Raw genomic sequence first — 20,693 nt, forward strand, 5'->3', positions numbered from 1 at the left:
GCCCGATCGTCGGTCTTCACCCGAACGAGCGGTCCGGGGCCGTTACCGGGCCCGCAGCCGCAGGGCCGGGCGGGCCTCCTCCTCCGCCTCCTCCTGGCCGGCCGCCCAGAGCGAGCGGACGTGGCCGAGGTGGCGGGACATGCAGGCCTCGGCGGCCTCCGCGTCGCCGGAGAGCATCAGGTCGAGCAGCTCCAGGTGCTCCTCGGCGGAGGAGACCAGCTCGCCGCGCTGGTCGAGGCGGTTCAGGCCGTAGAGCCGGGAGCGCTTGCGCAGGTCCCCGACGACCTCCACCAGGCGGGCGTTGCCGGCCAGGCCGAGCAGGTCGAGGTGGAACTGGCGGTCCGCCTCCAGGTAGCCGATCAGGTCGTGCTTGCGGGCGGCGGCCACGATCGCCTCGGCCTGCGGACGCAGCGCCTCCAGCTGCTCGGCGGTGGCGGTGCGGGTGACCCGGCCGACGGTCGGGACCTCGATCAGGGCGCGGATCTCGGTGAAGTCGTCGAGGTCGCGTTCGGTCAGCTCGGTGACCCGGAAGCCCTTGTTGCGGACGGCCTCGACCAGGCCCTCCCGGGCGAGGTCGAGCATCGCCTCGCGGACGGGGGTGGCGGAGACGCCGAAGTCGGCGGCGAGCGCGGGCGCGGAGTACACCACGCCGGGGCGCAGCTCGCCGGAGATCAGTGCGGCGCGGAGGGCGTGGGCGACCTGGTCGCGCAGCCGCTCCTGCACGGAGATCAGGGTGCGGGCTTTGAGGTCGGCCATGGTGTTCCTCCGGATGGGTCGCAGAACACCAGCGTACAATGTCACGTTACGTTGAGTGTGCAACATTTCGTGATTCGGACAGCCGGCGGCGGCCCCGTCCCGGCGGGCCCATCGTGGCAGTGGCCGCCGCCCGTCGCAACGGTCGGCGGCCACCCTGGCGGTGGACCTCCGCCGCCGCCCGGCTCAGCCCCGCCGGTGGACCTCCGCCGCGACGGCGAGGTCCTGCCAGGCCATCCCGACGCTCTTGAAGAACCGCGGCCGGTCGCTCGGCACCGGCACCTCGCCGCGCACCAGTTCGGCCAGGTTCCAGAGCGGACCGGCGCCGGTGACCCCCGCCATCAGCAGGTCCCCCGCCTCCCGCAGCGCGGCCGCCCGCGCCTCCACGTAGAGCTCGGCCCGGCCGACCAGCACCGCGTCCACCTCCCGCGCGTCCGGCTCGTGCGAGCCGACCGCGGCCACCGCCGCGTGGTCGGGCACCAGCGCGCCGTCGAACAGCGGCGTACGCGCGGTAGTGCAGCAGACCACCAGGTCCGCCTCGGCCACCGCGGCGGCCGTGCCCACCGAGGCCGCGAGCCCGAGCCGGCGCGCGTACCCGGCCAGCGCCTCGGCGGGCGCCTCGCTGCGGGCCACCACGGTGACCCTGGTCAGCGGCCGGACGGCGAGCAGCGCGTCCAGGTGCCCGTACGCCTGCGGGCCGGCCCCGAACAGGACCAGGTGCGCGGCGTCCGGCGTGGCGAGGCGCCGCAGCGCGACGGCTGTGACGGCGGGCGTGCGCAGCGCGGTGAGCGCCGCGCCGTCGAGCAGGGCGACGGGCCGCAGGGTCGGGCCGTCCAGCAGCAGGTAGCTGCCGGTGATCCGGGGCAGGCCGAGGGCGGCGTTCCCGGGGGCCACCCCGGCGATCTTCACCCCGGCGTACTCGGCCGTGGCCGCCGGCATCAGCAGCAGTTCGCCCGCCGGCACCGGTACCGCCGACCGGGCGGGCCCGGCCTCCGGGTCGAGCCCGGCCAGCAGCACCCGCTCGATCGCCTCGGCCGCCCGGGCCGGGCCCAACGAGCCGACCGCGCCCGGCCCGACGACGTGGACCGGCCCGGCCTCGGAGACAGACCCGGTTTCGGAAACCGGGCCGGCCTCGGAAACAGGCCCGGCCGCGCCCGGCCGGTCGGAGCCCGGCGCGACGCGCTGGAGCGGCTCAGCCGCCGCGCCGGGCAGCAGGAGGGGTTCGGGACGGCGGGCGGTCACAGCAGGAACCCCGTCCCCAGCGTGTCGTCCGGGTCGAGCAGGAAGGTGTGCTCGCCGGTGCGGTGGGCGGTGCCCGTGACCTCGGTGACCACACCGGCGCCGAGCGGATCGCCGCCGGGCAGCACCCGGCCGGTGAACACCGTCCCGATCAGCGACTCGTGGCGCAGTTCCCCGCCCGGGGCCAGCCGCCCCTCGGCGGCGAGCACGGCGAGGCGCGCCGACGTCCCGGAGCCGCACGGCGAGCGGTCGATCTGGCCGTCCGCGAAGACGGTGACGTTGCGCTGGGCGGGCCCGGCCGGGCCCTCGGGCAGCTCGTCGTGGAGGATCACCCCGTAGACCCCCGAGAGCCGCGGGTCGGTCGGGTGCCGGACGGCCGGCGAGTCGGCCAGGGCGGCCCGGATCTCCCGCCCGACGGCGGTGAGTTCGGGCAGCAGACCGGGCTCGACGGCGAGCCCCAGCGCGGCCGCCGGCACGCTGGCGTAGCAGGCGCCCGCGTGCGCGACGGCCACCTCCACGGTGCCGCGCGAGGTCCGCACCGCCAGCTTCGGCGCGCTGACGACGGCCGGTACGTTGCGGAATGTCACCCCGGTGGTCCGCCCGCCGGCGCGGTGCACGGCGGCGGTGACCCGCCCGGACGGCACGTCGATCCGCACCCGGGCCACCCCGTCGTCCGGGGCCCGGACCAGCCCCGAGTCCACCGCCCAGGCGCCGAGCGCGATGGTGCCGTGGCCGCAGGCGGTGGAGTAGCCGTCCTTGTGCCAGAAGAGCACGCCGAGGTGCGCCTCGTCGTCGTCCGGCGGCACCAGGAAGCCGCCGTACATCCCGGCGTGCCCGCGCGGCTCCCGGACGAGCAGTCGCCGCACCTCGTCGAGCGGGCCCGGCCGGGGCGCGGTGGCCGTGCCGCCCGCGCCGATCGCGACGGCCCGCCGCTCGGCGACGCTGTCCCCGGGCACGCCGGGGGCGCCGCCGACGACGATCCGGAACGGCTCGCCGGCGCAGTGGTAGTCCACGGCGCTGACCCGCATCACGCGCCACCGGCCGGGAGGACGCTGACGGTACGGCTCGCGGTGTAGAAGTCGAGCGCGGCCGCGCCCTGTTCCCGCTCCCCGTGGCTCGCGCCCTTGGCGCCGCCGAACGGCAGGTGGAAGTCGACGCCGCTGGAGGGCGCGTTGATCCGGATCATGCCCGCGTCCAGCCGGTCCGCGGCGGCCAGCGCCACGTCCAGGCTGCGGCTGTGCACCGAGGTGGCCAGCGAGTGCGGGGTGTCGTTGGCGAGCGCGATCGCCTCGTCCAGGTCCGCGGCCGCCAGCAGGACGGCCACCGGCCCGAAGAACTCCTCGCGCCGCAGCGGGTGTTCGGCCGGTACGTCGGCGAGCAGGGTCGGCTCGACGTACCAGCCGGGCCGCTCCGGGACGCCCCCGCCGGTGAGCACGGTGGCCCCGGCGGCGCGGGCGGACTCGACGGCGCCGGTGAGCCGGTCCCGGGCGGCGGCCGAGATGACCGGCCCGCAGGCCGCGTCGTCGACCAGGCCGAGCGCCTTCACCAGGGCGGCGCGCAGCGGCTCGTGGGCCGCGCCGACGGCGATCACCCGGCTGGTGGCGGTGCACTTCTGCCCGGCGTACCCGGCGATGGCGGCCGCCAGGTGGGCGGCGGCCTGCTCGGGGTCGGCGTCCGGCAGCACCAGGGCGGCGTTGAGGCCGCCCAGCTCGGCCTGGACCGGGACGCCGCGTTCGGTGGCGGCCCGCACCACGGCCCGTCCGACGCCCGTCGAGCCGGTGAACGACACCACGTCCGCCGTGTCGACCAGCGCCGCGCCCTCCTCCGCCCCGCCCGGCAGCACGGTGAACACGCCCTCGGGCAGACCCGCCGCCGAGGCCAGCTCCGCCAGCCGCAGCGCGCAGGCGGTGGCCTCCGGCGCGGGCTTGAGCGCCACGGTGTTGCCGACCGCCAGCGCCGGCGCGGCCTTCCAGACCGGGATCGCCAGCGGGAAGTTCCACGGCGTGATCAGCCCGGCCACCCCGTACGGGCGGCGGCGGGTGAGCAGCAGGCCCTCGCCGGCGGCGGTCTCGTGGACGGCGCCGGCGGGCGCGTACGGCGCCTGCGCGTAGTAGCGCAGGATCGCCGCGGTGCGGCCGACCTCGCCGCGCGCCTCGGCCACCGGCTTGCCGACCTCGCGGACGATCAGCGCCGTCAGCTCCTCGGCGCGCTCCTCGACCGCCCCGGCGAACCGGGTGAGCGCGGCCGAGCGCGCGGCGGCCCCGGCGGCGAGCCAGCCGGGCTGCGCGGCCCGGGCCCGCCCGACGGCGGCCCGGACGGCCTCGGCACCGGGCGCGTCGACCTCGGCCACGAGGTCCTCGGGATCGGCGGGGTTGTACGAAAGGATCGTCACAGCAGGCAGCCCTTCGGGGTGTTCAGGCGGTTCAGAGCAGGAACCCGGCCGGGAACGGGTCGCTCGGGTCGAGGAAGTACTGGGCGGTGCCGGTGATCCAGGCCCGGCCGGTGACGGTCGGCACCACGGCGGGCCGCCCGGCCACCTCGGTCTCCTCGACCAGGCGGCCGGTGAAGGTCGTCCCGATGAAGGAGTCGTTGCGGAAGTCCCGCCCGAGCGGGAGTTCGCCCCGGGCGTGCAGCTGGGCCATCCGCGCGGAGGTGCCGGTGCCGCACGGCGAGCGGTCGAACCAGCCGGGGTGGATGGCCATCGCGTGCCGGGAGTGCTCGGCGGTGGAGCCGGGCGCGAGCAGTTGGACGTGGTGGCAGCTGTGGATCGACGGGTCCTCGGGGTGCACCGGCCGGTCCGGGCCGCCGTTGACGGCCTCCATCAGGGCGAGTCCGGCGTCCAGGATGTCCTGCTTGCGCTCGCGCTCGAACGGCAGCCCGAACTCGGCGAGCGGCAGGATCGCGTAGAAGTTGCCGCCGTACGCGAGGTCGTAGCCGACCGTGCCGTACCCGGGCACCTCGATCTTGCGGTCCAGGGCGACCGCGTACGAGGGCACGTTGCGGATGGTCACCGCGGTGGCGGCGCCGTCCTCGACCCGCACGTCGGCGGTCACCAGCCCGGCCGGGGTGTCCAGCCGCACCGTGGTGACCGGCTCGACCACCGGCACCATGCCGGTCTCGACCAGGACGGTGGCCACGCCGATGGTGCCGTGGCCGCACATCGGCAGCAGGCCGGAGACCTCGATGTAGAGCACCCCGAAGTCGGCGTCCGGGCGGGTCGGCGGCTGGAGGACGGCGCCGCTCATCGCGGCGTGGCCGCGCGGCTCGTACATCAGCAGCGTCCGGAAGTGGTCGAGGTGCTGCTGGAAGTGCACCCGGCGCTCGGCCATGGTGGCACCGGGGATGACACCGAAGCCGCCGGTGACGACCCGGGTCGGCATGCCCTCGGTGTGCGAGTCGACGGCGTGGAACACGTGGCGGCTGCGCATCTGGTGGCGACTCCCGTCGGGGGTGGGTGGGGTGGTGGGCCGGGCCGGCTGCCCCAGCAGCCGGCCGCACCCGGTGGCAGCGGGGTCGGTTACCCGAGCCCCTCGGCCAGCGCCTTCTCGGTGGCCGCGCGGACGGCCGCCTCGATCTCCGGGCCGAGCGGCAGCCGCGGCTCGCGGGTGGGACCGCCGGGGCGGCCGACGATGTCCATCGAGAGCTTGATCGCCTGGACGAACTCGGTCTTGGAGTCCCAGCGCAGCAGCGGGTGCAGGGCCTTGTAGAGCGGCAGCGCGACGTCCAGGTCGTGGGCGACGGCGGCCTGGTACAGGGCGACGCTCGCGGCCGGCAGGGCGTTCGGGTACCCGGCGATCCAGCCGACCGCGCCGGCCAGGGCCAGCTCCAGCAGCACGTCGTCGGCGCCGATCAGCAGGTCGAGCCCGGGGGCCAGCTCGGCGATCTCGTACGCCCGGCGGACGTCGCCGCTGAACTCCTTGACGGCGACGATCGAGCCCTCGCCGTGCAGCCGCGCCAGCAGCGCGGGGACGAGGTCGACCTTGGTGTCGTACGGGTTGTTGTAGGCGACGACCGGCAGGCCGGCCTTGGCCACCTCGGCGTAGTGGGCCCGGACGGCGTCGTGGTCGGCGCGGTAGGCGTTCGGCGGCAGCAGCAGGACGGAGCCGGCGCCCGCCTCGGCGGCCTGCTCGGTCCAGCGGCGGGACTCGGCACTGCCGTACGCGGCCACCCCGGGCATCACCCGGGAGCCGTCGCCGGCCGCCTCGACGGCGACCTCGACGACCTTGGCCCGCTCCTCGGCGGTGAGCGTCTGGTACTCCCCCAGGGAGCCGTTGGGGACGACGCCGTCGCAGCCCGAGTCGATCAGCCAGCGGACGTGCTCGGCGTAGGCGTCGTAGTCGACGGAGTGGTCCGGGCGCAGCGGGATCGTGGTGGCGACCATGATGCCGCGCCAGGGACGGGTGGTGTCGTGCGGGGTGTGGGACACAGCTGACTCCTTGGTGAGGTGTGACATTTTATTAGACGTCGCAGGCGGAGACAAGAGCCCCGCGCCACGTGTTCAGGGGGCCGGCGGACCGGCCGCGAGCTGCGAGAGCGGGACGGGGCAGGACAGCGGGCGGCTGTCCGCCCGCGACTCGCCGGCACCGGAGAGGCAGGCCACCGCCGGACCGCACATCCGACCCTGGCACCAGCCCATCCCGGCCCGGGTGAGCAGCTTGACGGTCCGCGCGTCGCCCGCGCCGAGCTCCTCCACCGCCTCGGTGATCCGGGCCACCGGCACCTCCTCGCAGCGGCAGACGTCGGTGTCCGGGCGCAGCCACCCCGTCCAGCCGGGGCCGGGCCGGTGCGCCGCCGCCATCAGCTCGGCGAAGGCGCGCAGCCGGGCACGGCGGCGCAGCAGCGCCGTCCGGGCCGGGGCCCCGGCGACCGCGTGGGCCGCCAGCTCCCCCTCGGCGATCGCCAGGTCGGCGCCGCCGACCCCGCAGGTCTCGCCGGCCGCCCAGAGGCCGGGGAGGGTGGTCCGCAGCCGGGCGTCCACCACGAGGGCGAGGGCCCCGTCGGGCGTCGTCCTGGTCGCGGCGCCCAGCTCGGTGGCCAGCTCGATCTGCGGCAGCAGCCCGTGGCCGACGGCGAGCGCGTCGCAGGCGATCCGGCGCTCGGTACCGGGCACCGGCCGCCAGTCGGCGTCCAGCCGGGCGACGGTGACGGCCGTGACCCGGTCGGTGCCGTGCGCCTCGACGACGGCGCTGCGCCGGCGCAGCCGGACGCCGTGGCGCAGCAGCGCGGCGCCGTGGCCGGCGCCCTCGACGAGCTTGGCCGGGACGGCGGCCAGCACGTCGGGGCGCCGCGCGTAACCGAGGTAGCCGGTGGCCTCGACCACCTCGGGCACCTCGGCCCCGGCGGTGACCAGCGAGGACGCCGCCGCGAGCAGCAGCGGCCCGCTGCCGGCCACCACGATCCTCCGGCCCGGCAGCACCAGGCCCGCCTTGAGCATGGCCTGCGCCCCACCGGCGGTGACCACCCCGGGCAGCGTCCAGCCGGGGAACGGCAGCTGCCGCTCATAGGCGCCGGTGGCCAGCAGGACGGCGGCGGCCCGGACGGTGGCCCGCTCGTCGGCGGCCGGCCCGAGGGTGGCGTGCACCGCCCAGCCGGTGTCGGCCGGGCGCTCCAGGGCCCAGACCTGGTGACCGCCCAGGAGGTCCACCCGGCCGGTGCGGCGGTGCGCCGCGAGCCGGTCGGCCAGCCCGGTGTAGACGGACCAGCCGTGGTGCAGCCGGTCGGGCCGGGTGGCGCCCAGCCCGGGCGCGGGGTGGCGGTAGTACTGGCCGCCGGTGCGCGGGCCGGCGTCGAGCAGGGCGCAGCGCAGGCCGAGGTCGGCGGCGGCCACGGCCGCGGCGAGGCCCGCCGGGCCCGCACCGATCACCGCGAGGTCGTAATCGCCCCGCTCGGCGGGCCCGGACGCCGCGGACAGCCCGGACGGCTCGGACGCTTCGAACGCATCGGACGCATCGGACGCATCGGACGCATCGGACGCATCGGACGCATCGGACGGTTCAGACGGCGAGGTCGGCACGGCCGTTGCCCTCCTGGGTGGTGACGACGGTACCGGGCTCGGCCGGCACCAGACAGGTGCGCTGGTTGGGGCGGCCGTCCACGACGGCCAGGCAGTCGAAGCAGGCGCCGATCCCGCAGAACGCCCCGCGCGGCCTGCCGCCGACCCGGGTGGTGCGCCAGGCCAGCACGCCGTCCGCCCAGAGCGCGGCGGCGATCGACTGGCCGGGCAGGGCCGGCACCGGCCGGCCGTCGAAGTCGATGGTGTGGGCGGGCCCCGGCTCCGCCCCGACCAGCGCGGCCGGGGTCCGGCGTCGCATCGGCGGGTTCATCCGCGCGTTCTCCATTCCGAAGTTCCTCTGATCCGCCCGCGCGGTCCTGCACCGCGCGGCCGCCCCACCCGGCCCGTCCGTCCCCGAGCCCGTCCGTCCGCGGACGGGCTCACGCCCCGACCGGGAAGCGGTCCGCCCGGAACGGCGCGAGGTCCAGCTCCGGCCGCTTGCCGGTGAGCTGCTCGCTGATCAGCAGCCCGGTCGCCGGGGCGAGCCCGATGCCCGCCCCTTCGTGGCCGCAGGCGTGATGGAGCCCCGGCACCCTCGGGTCGGCGCCGATCGCGGGCAGGTGGTCCGGCAGGTACGGGCGGAACCCCCGGTAGGCGCGAACCACGCTGACGTCGGCGAGCACCGGGAAGAGCGCGGCGGCCTGCGCGGCGAGCCGGTGCAGCACCTCCACCGAGAGGGTCCGGTCGAAGCCGACCCGCTCCCGGCTGGCGCCGATCAGCACCGGACCGCCGGGGGTGCCCTCGACCACCGCCGAGGTCTGCAGTGCGGCCGAACCGCTGGCCACGTCCGCGACGTAGTCGGCCGCGTAGACCTTGCGCCGGACGATCCGCGGCAGCGGCTCGGTCACCAGGACGAAGCCCCGCCGGGGCAGCACCGGCAGGTGCACGCCGGCCAGCGCGGCCAGCTCGCCGCCCCAGGTGCCGGCGGCGTTGATCACGGCCGTCGCCGCCAGCCGGCGCCGGTCGGTGACGACGCCGCGTACGGCGCCGTCCGGCCCGGTGGTCACCGCCCGGACGGTCTCGCCGGTGTGCAGGACCGCGCCCGCGCGGCGGGCGGCGCGCAGCAGGTGCGCGGCGGCCAGGGCGGGCTGGACCTGGGCGTCCTGGGGGTAGAGGAACCCGCCGGCCAGCCCGGGGGCGAGGTGCGGTTCGAGTTCGCGCAGCCGCTCGCCGGGGATCTCCTCGGCGGTGACGCCGACCGCCCCCTGCTCGGCGGCGAAGGCGCGCAGGGCGTCCTGGCGGGCCGGGGTGTCGGCGACCACCAGGCCGCCCTTGGGCTCGTACTCGACGGCGGCGCCGAGCTCCTCGGCGAGCTCGCGCCAGAGCCGGGTGGACAGCAGCGCGAGGTCGAGTTCCGGCCCGGGCTCCTTGTCGGAGACCAGCAGATTGCCCTCACCGGCGCCGGTGGTACCACCGGCGACCGGGCCCCGGTCGATGACGGCGACGGCGAGCCCGGCGCGGGCGGCGTAGTAGGCGCAGGCGGCACCGACCACGCCGGCGCCGACCACGACGACATCCAGGGGAGGTCTCTGAGGCGTGGACACCGCAGTAATATGTCACATGCCATCGTGCCTGCCAAGAGCGCCCCGCCGACCGGTCAGCTCCGGACCGAGAGGCCGGCCCCGGAACCCCCTGCACGGCGCCCACCGGCGGCTTCCCTCGACGGCGGGGCCCACGCGAAAGACCCCGGCCCCGCCGGGAGACGGCGGGGCCGGGGTCTTTCGAGGCGGGTCAGCCCATCACGTGATGTCGTCCATCTGCTCGTGCCGGGCGGCTGTGACCGGCGCCGGGATCACCGGCGTGCCGGAGGCCTCGACGGCCTCCGTGCCCCCCACCGGCTGCACCGAGAGGTCCAGGTGCGAGGCCTCCTCGTCGTCCAGCCCGAGGTCCGGGTTGCGACGGGCCTTGCGCCGGTCGTTCACGATGGCGATCCCGACCGCGACGAAGTACAGCGCCCAGATCGGCGCGGCCAGCACCAGCATGCTGACGGGCTCGGCGCTCGGCGTCGCGAAGGCGGCGAAAACGGTGATCGCCAGCACCATGCCGCGCCACCAGCCGAGCAGCCGCCTGCCGGTGACCATGCCGACCATGTTCAGCATCACCAGCAGCAGCGGGAACTCGAAGGCGAGGCCGAAGACCAGCACCATCCGGGTCGCGATGTCGAGGTAGTCCTCGGGCGGCAGGATCGGCGTGGTGTTGTTCGGGGTGAACGAGATCAGCACGTCGACCGTGGTCGGCAGGACCAGGATGGCGCAGGTCACACCGGCCAGGAACAGCGGCGCCCCGCAGGCCATGAAGATGATCGTGTACTTCTTCTCGTGCCGGTGCAGACCCGGCGCGACGAAGGCCCAGACCTGGTAGAGCCAGACCGGCACGGCCGCGACCACACCGGCCGTCAGCGACACCTTGAGCATCCAGGTGAAACCGGCGGTCAGACCGATGTTGGAGACCTGGGCGCACTTGCCGTGGTACTGGTCGGCGGTCTCCACGGTGCAGTGCGGCAGCGGCTTCAGCAGGAAGTCCTCGAGCTGCTTGTGGTAGATCGCAGCGACGATCGTGATGACCACGATCGCCAGGACCGACTTGACCACCCGGTTCCGCAGTTCCCGCAGGTGGTCGGCGAGGGCCATCCGCCCCTCAGGATCCTTGGACGTCTTCGACGCCTTCGAGAGCTTGCTCAACCCCGGTCCTCAACTCGTGCGTCGAGCCCCGCCGGTCGACGGGCCTCACTAGTCGCTTGCGTCACGTGCACCCCGTGCGCCGCGGACCGCTCAACGCGGGCCGCCACCGTCCGTTCCCGTCCCGGTGGGCTGCTCGGCCACCGGCCGGGCCGTCCCGGACGCCCCCGGCGCGGCCTGGATCGTCTTCGCGGGGTCGGCCACGACGGCGGGCGCGGGCTGGGCCGGCGCGCTCTCGTCCGCCGCACCGTCCGAACGCATCGCCTTGGTCTCGCTCTTCAGGATCCGCATGGACTGGCCGAGCGAGCGCGCCAGGTCGGGCAGCCGCTTGGCGCCGAAGAGCAGAATGGCAAGAACCACGATCACCAGGATCGCGGTCGGCGAGATCCGCATGTTCGACCACCTTCAGTCATGGCGGCACACCGGCAGGCCACCGCTGCGGGGATGGTAACCGCTGCGAGTGACGCCCTGACGACGGCCGCCCGAACAGGACAGCGGCCCCCGTCGCACTTCAGGAGCCTGCTGAGAGCGTAACCCGCCCGAACCTCCGGGCAGCAGCCCCCGTACCCCCGAAGTCCTCGCGACGGTCAACCGCTACCGGCCGCCCGCCCGGGCCGGCCGCCCGCTCAGCGGCCCGGAACCGCCGCGGCGAGGTCGCCGGCCGCCTCGGCCAGCGCCCGGGAGGCGGTGTCCACTCCCTTGGCCAGCGTCCGCACGTCCAGCCAGAGCCGGATCGCGAGGACACCGAGGACCAGCAGACCGGCGGCGGCGAGCAGGACGGCGGCGACGAGCATCCAGGACATGGCCCCCACCCTATCCGCCGGCTTCGGCCCGACCCGTCCCGCCCGACGGCAGGACGGCCCCCGCCGCACCCGGCCCCCCGGCCGGGACGAGGCGCATCGTCCGCACCCCGGCGCCGGTCAGCGCCGCCACGATCTTCTCCCCCGCCTGCTTGCGGACCGAGGCGCCGCAGAGCGGGCAGCCGAAGCTGTAGTGCGCCTGGGCCGGCGTCCGGCCCAGCGTGAGGCGGAACTCCTCGGCGGGCAGCTCCACCTTCTCCCGGCACTCCGAGCAGTAGACCTTGAATCTGGTACCCGGCTCCACGGCTCAGACCTGCCCCTCCCCGTAGCCGGCCAGCGCCTCCAGCGCCGCCGACCGCGCCTGCTCGGCGAGCGCCGGCGGCGAGACGATCCGCCCGTCCCGGCCGAGCCGCAGCGCCAGCGGGCGCAGCTGGGACGGGTCGGCGCTGCGCAGGGTGATCCGCAGCCCGCCGTCGGGCAGTTCCTCGGCCCGGTCGTGGGTGTAGTACTCGGCCACCCAGCGCCCGCCGGAGGACACCTCGACCACCACCTCGGGGTCGGTCGCGGACGGGTTGACCAGCCCGCCCGAGAGGTCGCGCGGCTCCCGCTTGGGCGGGTCGGAGGGGATGTCCAGCACCTTGATCTCGGCGACCCGGTCGAGCCGGAACATGCGGTGGTCCTCGGAGGTCCGGCACCAGGCCTCCAGGTACGTGTGGCCCTCGGTGAGCAGCCGGATCGGGTCGACCTCGCGCTCGGTCATGCCGCCGCGCCCGTGCGAGTAGTACCGCAGCCAGAGCCGCCGGCCCTCGCTCAGCGCACGGTCGATGTCCGCGAAGACGTGGCTCTCCGCCTCGAAGGTGACACCGACCCGGGCGCTGCCCTCGGCGCTGTCCCCGGCAGCGTTCTCGATCTTGGCGACGGCCCGGGTGAGCGCCTCCCGGTCACCGGCCCGCAGACCGGGCAGGCCCGCCACCGCGCGGGCGGCGACCAGCAGCGCGGTCGCCTCGTCCGCGGCCAGCCGCAGCGGCTGGGCGACGTCGTCGACGTTGTGCCACCAGATCCGCTCGCCGTCGGTGTCGATGTCGAGCAGGTCACCGCCGCGGAAGCTGGTGCCGCACATCGGCAGCACGTTGAGGTCGCCGATCAGCTCGCGCTCGGTGATCCCGAAGGCCCGGGCCACCTCGGCGACCTCGGCGCCGGGCCGCTCGCGCAGGTAGGTGACCAGCGAGAGCATCCGCCGGGTCTGGTCGATCGCGTTGCTCATGCCCGCACTCCTTCAGCACTCTCCACCGCGGCGCCCTCGGCGCCACCCGCCCCGGCCACCGCGCGCAGCCGCTCGATCACGTCGGCGCGCAGTTCCTCGGGGCCGATCACCAGCACGTCCGGCCCGAACTCGGCGAGGTCGGCGCCGAGCCCGTTGCCGTACGGGATCTCCAGCTCGTCCCAGCCCTCGTCGGCCGCGGACTGCGGCCGGGTGCTCAGCGCCTTGGTGCGCAGCGGGAAGCCGGCACCGCGGCGGACCCTGACGACCGCCGTCGCGGTGGCGCCCTCACCGGCGAACTTGGCGACCGTGGCGCGGACGTCGACGTGCTCGGGGACGGTGCCGAGGAACGCCCCGGAGCGGGTGCGGACCTTGCCGGTGATCCGGCTGAGCCGGAAGACCCGGGCGTCGGAGCGGTCGCGGTCCCAGCCCGCCAGGTACCAGTGGCCGCGCCAGCACTCCAGCGCCCAGGGCTCCACGGTGCGCTGCTCGGCGGCGGCGGCGCCGGCCTTGCGGTACTCGAAGGTGACCGGGCGGCGGTCGCGGGCGGCGGTGAGCAGCGGTTCGAACGCGGCCTCCCGGGCGGGGATGCGCGGTTCGAGGGCGCTGCGGCTCTCGGTCTCGGTGAACGGGACGCCGGCGGCGCGCAGCTTCTGCAGGGCGCCGCTGGCCGCGCCGGACATCTTGGCCTGCTGCCAGACCCGGGCGGCGAGGGTGAGCGCGGCGGCCTCCTCGGCGTCGAGGGCGATCTCCGGCAGCCGGTTGCGGTCGGCGCGGGCGAGGTAGCCGAGCTCGCCGTCCAGGGCGTTCTCGTCGACGTCGATGACCAGACCGAGTTCGCGCAGGTCGTCCTTGTCCCGCTCGAACATCCGGTTGAAGGCGTCCTCGCTGCTGTTCTGCCAGGCCTCGCGGTACGCCTCGATGGATTCCCGCAGCTCCTTCTTGGAGAGCGGACGTCTGGTGTTCATCAGGCACAGGGCGAGATTCATCAGCCGCTCTGCCTTGGCGATCGCCATCGCTGACCCTTCCGGTGTGCCGCGCCGCGCGCGGGGTGCGCCCGCCGGGCGGTGGTCGACCCGGCGGGACCGACCGTACCGGTAGCGGTACGCACTGCAAAAGCCGAGTCCGCGAACGCGCGAGGGCCGCACCCCCGGGGTGGGGGTGCGGCCCTCGGTCACGACCGGCTCAGACGCCCAGCAGGTCGACGACGAAGATCAGGGTCGAGCCCGCCGGGATCAGCGGGGACGGCGACTGGTTGCCGTACGCCAGGTGCGCCGGGATGACCAGCTCGCGGCGGCCGCCGACCTTCATGCCGACGACGCCCTGGTCCCAGCCCTTGATGACGCGGCCGGCGCCGAGCGGGAACTTGAAGCTGCTGCCGCGGTTCCAGCTGGCGTCGAACTCCTCACCGGACTCGAACGTGACGCCGACGTAGTGCACCTCGACGACCTGGCCCGGCTTGGCCTCCTCGCCGGTGCCGACCTCGATGTCGCGGATCTGCAGCTCGGTGGGCGCGTCGCCGCCCGGGAAGTCGATCTCCGGCTTCGTCTTGTTGCTCACATCTGCCTCTTCTCGCGGTTGGTTCGGTTCATGACCAGGCGGCGGGCACCCGTACCCGGTCCGTTACCCGGACCACGGTACGGGCGCCCGCCGCCCGTGCGGGCTCGGCCACGCGGCCGGCCCCGAAGGTCACACACCCACCATTGTCACCCGAAAGTGGATCAGCCCTGACCCGCATCGAGAATGTCGACGACGAACACCAGGGTGGAGTTGGCCGGGATGTCGCCCTGCGCCTGGTCCTTGTAACCCAGCGAGGCGGGGATGACCAGCTCGACGCGGCTGCCCACGGTCTGGCCCTCCAGACCCTGGTCCCAGCCCGCGATGACCTGGCCGCCACCGACCGGGAACGAGAACGCCTGGCCCTTGCTCAGCGAGGAGTCGAAGACCTTGCCGTCCTTGAACAGCGCGCCGGTGTACTGGACGACGACCTTCTCGCCCTTCTCCACCTTCGGGCCGGTGCCCTTGATCAGGACGTGCGACTTCAGCTCGGTCGGGTCGGCGGCGCCGGGGACCGGGGTGATGTCGGCCGGCTTCTTGCCGTTGTCCTTCACCTGCGGGAAGTCCGCGGGCGGCGGGGTCACGGTGCCGCTGAGCACCGCGTCGGGCGCGTTGCTGTTGCGGATGTCGATGACGAAGACCAGGTTGTCCTTGGCCCCGATCGACATGTTCGGGTTGCCCTGCGCGCCGAACGCGGCGGCCGGCGGGGCCACGACGAGCACCCGGCTGCCGGCCTTCTTGCCGACCACGGCCTGGTCCAGCGCCGGGATCAGCGCGTCGGTGCCGGCCTGGAAGATCTGCGGCTTGCCCGCGTCGTCGTACGAGCTCGGGATGTCCTTGCCCGTCGTCCAGTCCTTGGCGGTGTAGTCGACCGAGGTCCAGGAGTTCTTCTCGACCTTGGGGCCGGTGCCCTCGGAGAGGACCTTGACCACGAAGCTGCCGTCGGCCTGGTCGCCGGGCACCTCGATGCCGGCCTTCTTGCCGAACTCGCCGGTGATGGTCGGCAGCACCTTGGCGGTGTCCTTGATCGGCGGCACCGGCTCGGCGGACGGCGTCGGCGGCGCGGACTTGGCCGCGTCGGCCTGCGTGGTGGTGCCCGACTTGGACCCGCCGTCGCGGTTCACCACGTACAGCGTGATGCCGCTGCCGACCAGCAGCAGGGCCAGCACGGTGCCGAGCACCACGCCCAGCCTGCCGACCCCGGGCGGGTTCTCGTCGTACCCGGCCTCCGAGGTGTCCTGGCGGCGCACGTTCGAGGCGAAGATCTGCGGGGCCTCGTCGGTCTTCGTCCCGCCCGCGGCCCGCTTCGCCTGGGCCTCGTCCGGCCGCACCCAGCCGGGCGAGTGCTTCAGGATCGACGGCGGGACGACGATCGACTCACCGTCGCCGGGCAACGGGCCACCGGGCCGCGAGTCGGCCGGGTCACCGGCGGAGTTTCCGTTCGCGGTGCCGGCCCCGCCCGGGCTCGACGCTTTCTCAGACATGACTCCCCATCCATCTCGCCACGAGGTCTTCGAGGTCTTCGGCCGGCGTGGTGAGCGCCGGAGTGCTGTCGCACTGCCGCCCGGAACCCGGACGCCGACGGCGCCTACCACAGTGCGAGGGCAGTATGACAGGTCAGGATGAGGGCGGACGCTTCCGTGTGCGAGCGCCCGCCCAAGCGTACGGACCCCACCCGTCACTTCCTAGGGTCTGCCGGCACCCAGGGCCGGCCGGGGCGCCCGGTCAGACCGCCTCAAGGATGTCGATCACGAAGACCAGCGTCGAGTTCGGCGGGACGGAGCCCTGCGCCTGGTCCTTGTACCCGAGGGCCGGCGGCACCACCAGCTCCACCCGGCTGCCGACGGTCTGGCCGACCAGCCCCTTGTCCCAGCCCTCGATCACGCTGCCGGTGCCGATCTGCAGCGCCTGCGCGCCGCCGTGGCTCCAGGACGAGTCGAACTGCTGGCCGTTGCTCCAGAGCACCCCGGTGTACTGCACGACCAGGGTCTGGCCGGACTTCACCGGCTTGCCCTCGCCCTTGATCAGCACGGCCTGCTGGAGGTCGGTGGGCGCGGCCTGGCCGGGCGGGATGGTGATCGTCACAGCGGCCTTGCCGTTGTCCTTCACCTGCGGGAGGTTCGCCGGCGGCTGGGTCATCGTGCCGGAGAGCGTGGAGTCCTGCGGCAGGCTCTCCATGATGTCCAGCACGAACACCACGGTGTCGCCCGGCGCCACCCCGAGCTGGTTGTTGCCCTGGGTGCCGAACGCCGCGGCCGGCGGGGCCACCACCAGCAGCCGGCTGCCGACCTTCTTGCCGATCACGCTCTGGTCGAAGGCGGGCACCAGCTGCCCGCTGCCCGCCTGGTACAGCTGCGGCTTGCCGCCCTCGTCGTAGGAGCTGGGCAGGTCCTTGCCCGTCGTCCAGTCCTTCGCCGAGTAGTTCACCGTCACCCAGTCGCCCTTGTTGACCGTGGAGCGGTCGCCCTCACTGACGGTGTTCACCACGAACTGACCGCTCGGCGCGCCGTCCGGGATGGTGATGGTGGCCTTGCTCCCGAACCCGCCGCCCGACAGGGTCGGCATCGGCGAGGCCTCGTTCACGGGCGCGGGCACCGTGGGGGCCGCGCTGGACGCCGTGGGCGTCGCCGGGCTGGTCGCCTTGGTGGAGCTGCTGCAGGCGACCGCCAACAGCAGGGGCAGGGTGAGAAGCAAACCGGCGGTGCGGCGCACGGCGTTCCTAACTGTCGGTCAAAGTCGGTTCTCCGGACTCGACGGACAGCGTATTCCCCGACGTCGTCCGGCCCCGGTAGGCACCACCGGGGCCGGACACCGCAAAGATCACATCGGGACGGGCCCTCACATGCCCGCGATCAGCTTCTCCACTCGCTCGTCCACCGAACGGAACGGGTCCTTGCAGAGCACCGTCCGCTGGGCCTGGTCGTTCAGCTTCAGGTGCACCCAGTCGACCGTGAAGTCCCGGCGCTGCTCCTGCGCCCGGCGGATGAAGTCGCCGCGCAGCCGGGCCCGGGTGGTCTGCGGCGGCACGGACTTGGCCTCGAAGGTCTTGAGGTCGGTGGTCATCCGCTTCGCCTGGCCCTTGCCCTGGAGCAGGTAGAACAGGCCGCGCCGGCGGTGGATGTCGTGGTACGCGAGGTCGATCTGGGCCACCCGCGGGTTGGACATGCTCATCTGGTGCTTCTCGCGGTAGCGCTCGATGAGCTTGTACTTCATGATCCAGTCGATCTCGGTGGCCACCCCGTCCAGCCGGTCGGTGCGGATCGCCTCCAGGGTGCGGCCCCAGAGGTCCAGCACCAGGGCGATGGTGCCGGTGTTGATGCCCTTGCGGTCGGCGAACTCCAGCGCCTTGCTGTAGTACTCCTCCTGGATGTCCAGCGCGCTGGCCTCCCGGCCGTTGGCGAGCCGGACCTGGTGGGTGCCGGTGAGGTCGTGGCTGACCTCGCGGATCGCCCGGATCGGGTTCTCCAGGGTGAGGTCGCGCATCACCACGCCGGCCTCGATCAGCCGGAGCACCAGGTCGGTGGCGCCGACCTTGAGCAGCGTGGTGGTCTCGGACATGTTGGAGTCGCCGACGATGACGTGCAGCCGGCGGTAGCGCTCGGCGTCGGCGTGCGGCTCGTCGCGGGTGTTGATGATCGGGCGGGAGCGGGTGGTCGCGGAGCTGACGCCCTCCCAGATGTGCTCGGCGCGCTGGCTGACGCAGAACACCGCGCCGCGCGGGGTCTGCAGCACCTTGCCGGCGCCGCAGATCAGCTGGCGGGTCACCAGGAACGGGATCAGTACGTCGGCCAGCCGGGAGAACTCGCCGTGCCGGGCCACCAGGTAGTTCTCGTGGCAGCCGTAGGAGTTTCCGGCCGAGTCGGTGTTGTTCTTGAACAGGTAGACGTCCCCCGCGATGCCCTCCTCGTGGAGCCGCCGCTCGGCGTCCACCAGCAGTCCTTCGAGGATGCGCTCGCCCGCCTTGTCGTGCGTCACCAGCTCGACGACGTCGTCGCACTCGGGAGTGGCGTACTCGGGGTGGGAGCCCACGTCGAGGTAGAGGCGGGCGCCGTTGCGCAGGAACACGTTGCTGCTGCGGCCCCAGGAGACAACGCGGCGGAAGAGGTAGCGCGCCACCTCGTCCGGTGACAGCCGTCGCTGACCCCGGAACGTGCAGGTGACGCCGTACTCGTTCTCCAGCCCGAAAATTCGACGGTCCATGGCACCTTCTCTCGAAGGAATCACCGGTTTCGGCCGGTGCGCGGATCGGGATCCTGAACTCTGCGGCACCGGGCCGCAGCTGGCCTTGTAGGCCGATCCCCTGCTTCGGCAACGGGCAGGGCTCGTCCGGGGGCGCCGGCCGTCAGGTCGGCGTGGAGCCCCACGGTCTCGACCGCTGGGGAGGAGTCACGAGGCGTCCGTTCTCTGCGTGGGCCACCGGAGGGGGCCCGTACAGCGGCGGGCGACGGCCGCCGTACGGGACTCCTCCGCACTGCTAGTCGGACTGGTCCGGCACGTCCGACACGTCCGACACGTCCGGCACGTCCGACACGTCCGACACGTCCGGCACGTCCGGCACGTCCGACCGGTCGGCCGGCAGCTTGGCCGCCGGCTTCTCGTCCTCGTCCGCCTCGGCGGACTCGTCGCCGTCGAGCAGCCGGGCGAGCTGGCCGCCCAGGATGCGCTTGAACTTGCGCTGCTGGAAGCGCTGGCGGTCCAGGACCGCCACCTCCAGCTGCTCGGGGGTCATGGTCCGCGGGGAGCCGCCGTTGGGGTCCCGGGCGAGCGAGTCCACCGCGACCTTGATCGCGTCGGTCAGGGACAGCCCGCTGCGGTGCCGCTGGCCCAGGTAGTTGCCGATCGAGTCGGCGTTGCCGCCGACCACCACGTAGTTCTTCTCGTCGACGACCGAGCCGTCCGGGGTGAGCCGGTAGATCTGGTCCTCGTCCGGGGTGCGGCCGACCTCGGCCACGATCAGCTCGACCTCGTACGGCTTCTCGCCGACCGAGGAGAAGATGGTGCCGAGCGTCTGGGCGTAGACGTTGGCCAGGCCCCGGGCGGTGACGTCGGCCCGGTCGTAGGAGTAGCCGCGCAGGTCGGCGTAGCGGACGCCGCCGATCCGCAGGTTCTCGAACTCGTTGTAGCGGCCGACCGCCGCGAAGGCGATCTTGTCGTAGATCTCGGAGACCTTGTGGAGCGCCCGGGAGGTGTTCTCCGCGACGAAGACGATGCCGTCGGCGTAGGTGAGCACGACCACGCTGCGACCACGCGCGATGCCCTTGCGGGCGTACTCCGCGCGGTCCGCCATGGCCTGCTGGGGCGAGACGTAGAACGGTGTCGACACCGGCGGTCGTCCCTTCCTTGGTAGGTGTGGCTAGAGCAGCGGGGCCTGCGGGCCGTTGGGGCGGATGAGGCGCTCGTCGGTGATCGAGACGGCGATCGCGGAGACCTCGGCCTCGGTGAGCCGGCGGAAGCCGTCCTCGGTGATCAGCGAGACGATCGGGAAGATCTTCCGGGCGAGGTCCGGACCGCCGGTGGCGGAGTCGTCGTCGGCCGCGTCGTAGAGCGCCTGGACGACCAGGGTGGCGGCCTGCTCGGCGGTCAGGTCCGCGCGGTAGAGCTTCTTCATCGAGCCGCGGGCGAACACCGAACCGGAGCCGGTGGCGGCGAACCCGCGCTCCTCGGAGCGGCCGCCGGTGACGTCGTAGGTGAAGATCCGGCCGCGACCGAGGTCGAGGTCGTAACCGGCGAAGAGCGGAACGACCGCGAGGCCCTGCATCGCCATGCCGAGGTTGCCCCGGATCATGGTGGTGAGGCGGTTGGCCTTGCCCTCCAGCGAGAGCACGGTGCCCTCGATCTTCTCGTAGTGCTCCAGCTCCAGCTGGAACAGCCGGACCATCTCGACGGCGAGGCCGGCGGTGCCGGCGATGCCCACCGCGCTGTACTCGTCGGCCGGGAAGACCTTCTCGATGTCACGCTGGGCGATCACGTTGCCCATGGTCGCCCGGCGGTCACCGGCGATGACCACACCGCCGTCGAACACCGCCGCGACGATCGTCGTCCCGTGCGGGGCCTCGACGACCGCTCCCATGGGCAGCTCGCGGCGCCCGGGGATCAGCTCCGGCTGGTGGTCGGCCAGGAAGTCGAGGAACGACGAGGACCCCGGGGTCAGGAAGGCAGCCGGTAGACGCCCGGTGCCACGAGTGTTGGCTTCCACACGATTCCTTCCAGGTAGCTTGAAGCGCACGCTGCCCGCACCCTACCCGCCGACGATCACCGTCCATGCGTGGTGGGCCGGACCGGGGGGGGGGGGGGGGCGGGGGGGCCCCCCCCCCCCCCCCGGGGGGGGCCCGGGGAAAACACGAATGGCCCAA

The 20,693-nt window shown here is 74.0% G+C and carries 21 protein-coding genes; all 21 read right to left on the reverse strand.

Annotated elements, in window-relative coordinates:
- Positions 1–42: 42 nt before the first annotated feature.
- The 21 genes from ACFWA9_RS15385 to prcB all read right to left on the reverse strand — a co-directional run bounded on the left by ACFWA9_RS15385 (position 43) and on the right by prcB (position 20,536).
- A complete protein-coding gene (locus ACFWA9_RS15385; RefSeq protein WP_352290960.1) occupies positions 43–756 on the reverse strand; it encodes a GntR family transcriptional regulator in 714 nt (237 codons plus the stop codon).
- Between the two features lie 183 nt (positions 757–939).
- Positions 940–1,806, reverse strand: coding sequence for an ornithine cyclodeaminase family protein (locus ACFWA9_RS15390; RefSeq protein ID WP_380387395.1), 867 nt, complete (start codon positions 1,804–1,806; stop codon positions 940–942).
- Between the two features lie 185 nt (positions 1,807–1,991).
- Positions 1,992–3,020 (reverse strand): proline racemase family protein, encoded by a 1,029-nt coding sequence (locus ACFWA9_RS15395; protein WP_329486914.1) that lies wholly within the window; start codon positions 3,018–3,020, stop codon positions 1,992–1,994.
- Positions 3,020–4,393, reverse strand: coding sequence for an aldehyde dehydrogenase family protein (locus ACFWA9_RS15400; RefSeq protein WP_380387398.1), 1,374 nt, complete (start codon positions 4,391–4,393; stop codon positions 3,020–3,022). The genes ACFWA9_RS15395 and ACFWA9_RS15400 overlap by 1 nt, the downstream gene beginning before the upstream one ends.
- Before the next feature lie 22 nt (positions 4,394–4,415).
- Complete coding sequence (locus ACFWA9_RS15405) at positions 4,416–5,420, reverse strand: proline racemase family protein (RefSeq protein ID WP_329486915.1); 1,005 nt, start codon at positions 5,418–5,420, stop codon at positions 4,416–4,418.
- Positions 5,421–5,509: 89 nt separating this feature from the next.
- Positions 5,510–6,373: a dihydrodipicolinate synthase family protein gene (locus ACFWA9_RS15410; RefSeq protein WP_380387401.1), complete on the reverse strand. Its 864-nt coding sequence runs from the start codon at positions 6,371–6,373 to the stop codon at positions 5,510–5,512.
- A 117-nt stretch (positions 6,374–6,490) separates the two neighbouring features.
- Entirely contained in the window at positions 6,491–7,855 is a 1,365-nt protein-coding gene (locus tag ACFWA9_RS15415; protein WP_380387372.1) for an NAD(P)/FAD-dependent oxidoreductase, read from the reverse strand.
- Between the two features lie 130 nt (positions 7,856–7,985).
- The gene (locus ACFWA9_RS15420; RefSeq protein ID WP_329486918.1) at positions 7,986–8,330 is read right to left on the reverse strand and encodes a (2Fe-2S)-binding protein; all 345 of its coding nucleotides are present in this window, start codon (positions 8,328–8,330) and stop codon (positions 7,986–7,988) included.
- A 94-nt stretch (positions 8,331–8,424) separates the two neighbouring features.
- Positions 8,425–9,588 (reverse strand): NAD(P)/FAD-dependent oxidoreductase, encoded by a 1,164-nt coding sequence (locus ACFWA9_RS15425; protein ID WP_380387375.1) that lies wholly within the window; start codon positions 9,586–9,588, stop codon positions 8,425–8,427.
- Positions 9,589–9,783: 195 nt separating this feature from the next.
- Positions 9,784–10,674 (reverse strand): twin-arginine translocase subunit TatC, encoded by an 891-nt coding sequence (gene tatC / locus ACFWA9_RS15430; protein ID WP_380387404.1) that lies wholly within the window; start codon positions 10,672–10,674, stop codon positions 9,784–9,786.
- A gap of 141 nt (positions 10,675–10,815) precedes the next feature.
- Positions 10,816–11,115 carry a Sec-independent protein translocase subunit TatA gene (gene tatA, locus ACFWA9_RS15435; protein WP_380387378.1) on the reverse strand — a complete coding sequence of 100 codons (300 nt, stop codon included), beginning with the start codon at positions 11,113–11,115 and terminating at the stop codon, positions 10,816–10,818.
- 233 nt (positions 11,116–11,348) lie between these two features.
- Entirely contained in the window at positions 11,349–11,525 is a 177-nt protein-coding gene (locus ACFWA9_RS15440; protein ID WP_380387381.1) for a hypothetical protein, read from the reverse strand.
- Between the two features lie 10 nt (positions 11,526–11,535).
- Entirely contained in the window at positions 11,536–11,826 is a 291-nt protein-coding gene (locus ACFWA9_RS15445; RefSeq protein WP_380387384.1) for a hypothetical protein, read from the reverse strand.
- Between the two features lie 3 nt (positions 11,827–11,829).
- Positions 11,830–12,786, reverse strand: coding sequence for a WYL domain-containing protein (locus ACFWA9_RS15450; RefSeq protein ID WP_329486924.1), 957 nt, complete (start codon positions 12,784–12,786; stop codon positions 11,830–11,832).
- Positions 12,783–13,799 carry a WYL domain-containing protein gene (locus ACFWA9_RS15455; protein WP_329486925.1) on the reverse strand — a complete coding sequence of 339 codons (1,017 nt, stop codon included), beginning with the start codon at positions 13,797–13,799 and terminating at the stop codon, positions 12,783–12,785. Before ACFWA9_RS15455 ends, ACFWA9_RS15450 begins: the two co-directional genes overlap by 4 nt.
- Before the next feature lie 169 nt (positions 13,800–13,968).
- Entirely contained in the window at positions 13,969–14,343 is a 375-nt protein-coding gene (locus ACFWA9_RS15460; RefSeq protein WP_329486926.1) for an FKBP-type peptidyl-prolyl cis-trans isomerase, read from the reverse strand.
- 161 nt (positions 14,344–14,504) lie between these two features.
- Positions 14,505–15,824 carry an FKBP-type peptidyl-prolyl cis-trans isomerase gene (locus ACFWA9_RS15465; RefSeq protein WP_380387388.1) on the reverse strand — a complete coding sequence of 440 codons (1,320 nt, stop codon included), beginning with the start codon at positions 15,822–15,824 and terminating at the stop codon, positions 14,505–14,507.
- 241 nt (positions 15,825–16,065) lie between these two features.
- Entirely contained in the window at positions 16,066–17,052 is a 987-nt protein-coding gene (locus ACFWA9_RS15470; RefSeq protein WP_329486928.1) for an FKBP-type peptidyl-prolyl cis-trans isomerase, read from the reverse strand.
- Positions 17,053–17,178: 126 nt separating this feature from the next.
- Positions 17,179–18,540 (reverse strand): Pup--protein ligase, encoded by a 1,362-nt coding sequence (gene pafA / locus ACFWA9_RS15475; protein ID WP_329486929.1) that lies wholly within the window; start codon positions 18,538–18,540, stop codon positions 17,179–17,181.
- A gap of 274 nt (positions 18,541–18,814) precedes the next feature.
- Entirely contained in the window at positions 18,815–19,663 is an 849-nt protein-coding gene (gene prcA, locus ACFWA9_RS15480) for a proteasome subunit alpha (RefSeq protein WP_380387391.1), read from the reverse strand.
- Between the two features lie 30 nt (positions 19,664–19,693).
- The gene (prcB, locus tag ACFWA9_RS15485) at positions 19,694–20,536 is read right to left on the reverse strand and encodes a proteasome subunit beta (RefSeq protein ID WP_329486931.1); all 843 of its coding nucleotides are present in this window, start codon (positions 20,534–20,536) and stop codon (positions 19,694–19,696) included.
- Positions 20,537–20,693 lie beyond the last annotated feature (157 nt).

The sequence above is a fragment of the Kitasatospora sp. NPDC059973 genome (assembly GCF_042737525.1).
In the GTDB taxonomy this organism is placed as follows: domain Bacteria; phylum Actinomycetota; class Actinomycetes; order Streptomycetales; family Streptomycetaceae; genus Kitasatospora.

Bases quoted from the DNA above. Each gene is read 5' to 3' on its own strand.
- ACFWA9_RS15385 (WP_352290960.1), bottom strand. From the start codon at position 756: ATGGCCGACCTCAAAGCCCGCACCCTGATCTCCGTGCAGGAGCGGCTG.
- ACFWA9_RS15395 (WP_329486914.1), bottom strand. From the start codon at position 3,020: ATGCGGGTCAGCGCCGTGGACTACCACTGCGCCGGCGAGCCGTTCCGG.
- ACFWA9_RS15405 (WP_329486915.1), bottom strand. From the start codon at position 5,420: ATGCGCAGCCGCCACGTGTTCCACGCCGTCGACTCGCACACCGAGGGC.
- ACFWA9_RS15410 (WP_380387401.1), bottom strand. From the start codon at position 6,373: ATGGTCGCCACCACGATCCCGCTGCGCCCGGACCACTCCGTCGACTAC.
- ACFWA9_RS15420 (WP_329486918.1), bottom strand. From the start codon at position 8,330: ATGGAGAACGCGCGGATGAACCCGCCGATGCGACGCCGGACCCCGGCC.
- tatC (WP_380387404.1), bottom strand. From the start codon at position 10,674: ATGGCCCTCGCCGACCACCTGCGGGAACTGCGGAACCGGGTGGTCAAG.
- tatA (WP_380387378.1), bottom strand. From the start codon at position 11,115: ATGCGGATCTCGCCGACCGCGATCCTGGTGATCGTGGTTCTTGCCATT.
- ACFWA9_RS15440 (WP_380387381.1), bottom strand. From the start codon at position 11,525: ATGTCCTGGATGCTCGTCGCCGCCGTCCTGCTCGCCGCCGCCGGTCTG.
- ACFWA9_RS15450 (WP_329486924.1), bottom strand. From the start codon at position 12,786: ATGAGCAACGCGATCGACCAGACCCGGCGGATGCTCTCGCTGGTCACC.
- ACFWA9_RS15455 (WP_329486925.1), bottom strand. From the start codon at position 13,799: ATGGCGATCGCCAAGGCAGAGCGGCTGATGAATCTCGCCCTGTGCCTG.
- ACFWA9_RS15465 (WP_380387388.1), bottom strand. From the start codon at position 15,824: ATGTCTGAGAAAGCGTCGAGCCCGGGCGGGGCCGGCACCGCGAACGGA.
- pafA (WP_329486929.1), bottom strand. From the start codon at position 18,540: ATGGACCGTCGAATTTTCGGGCTGGAGAACGAGTACGGCGTCACCTGC.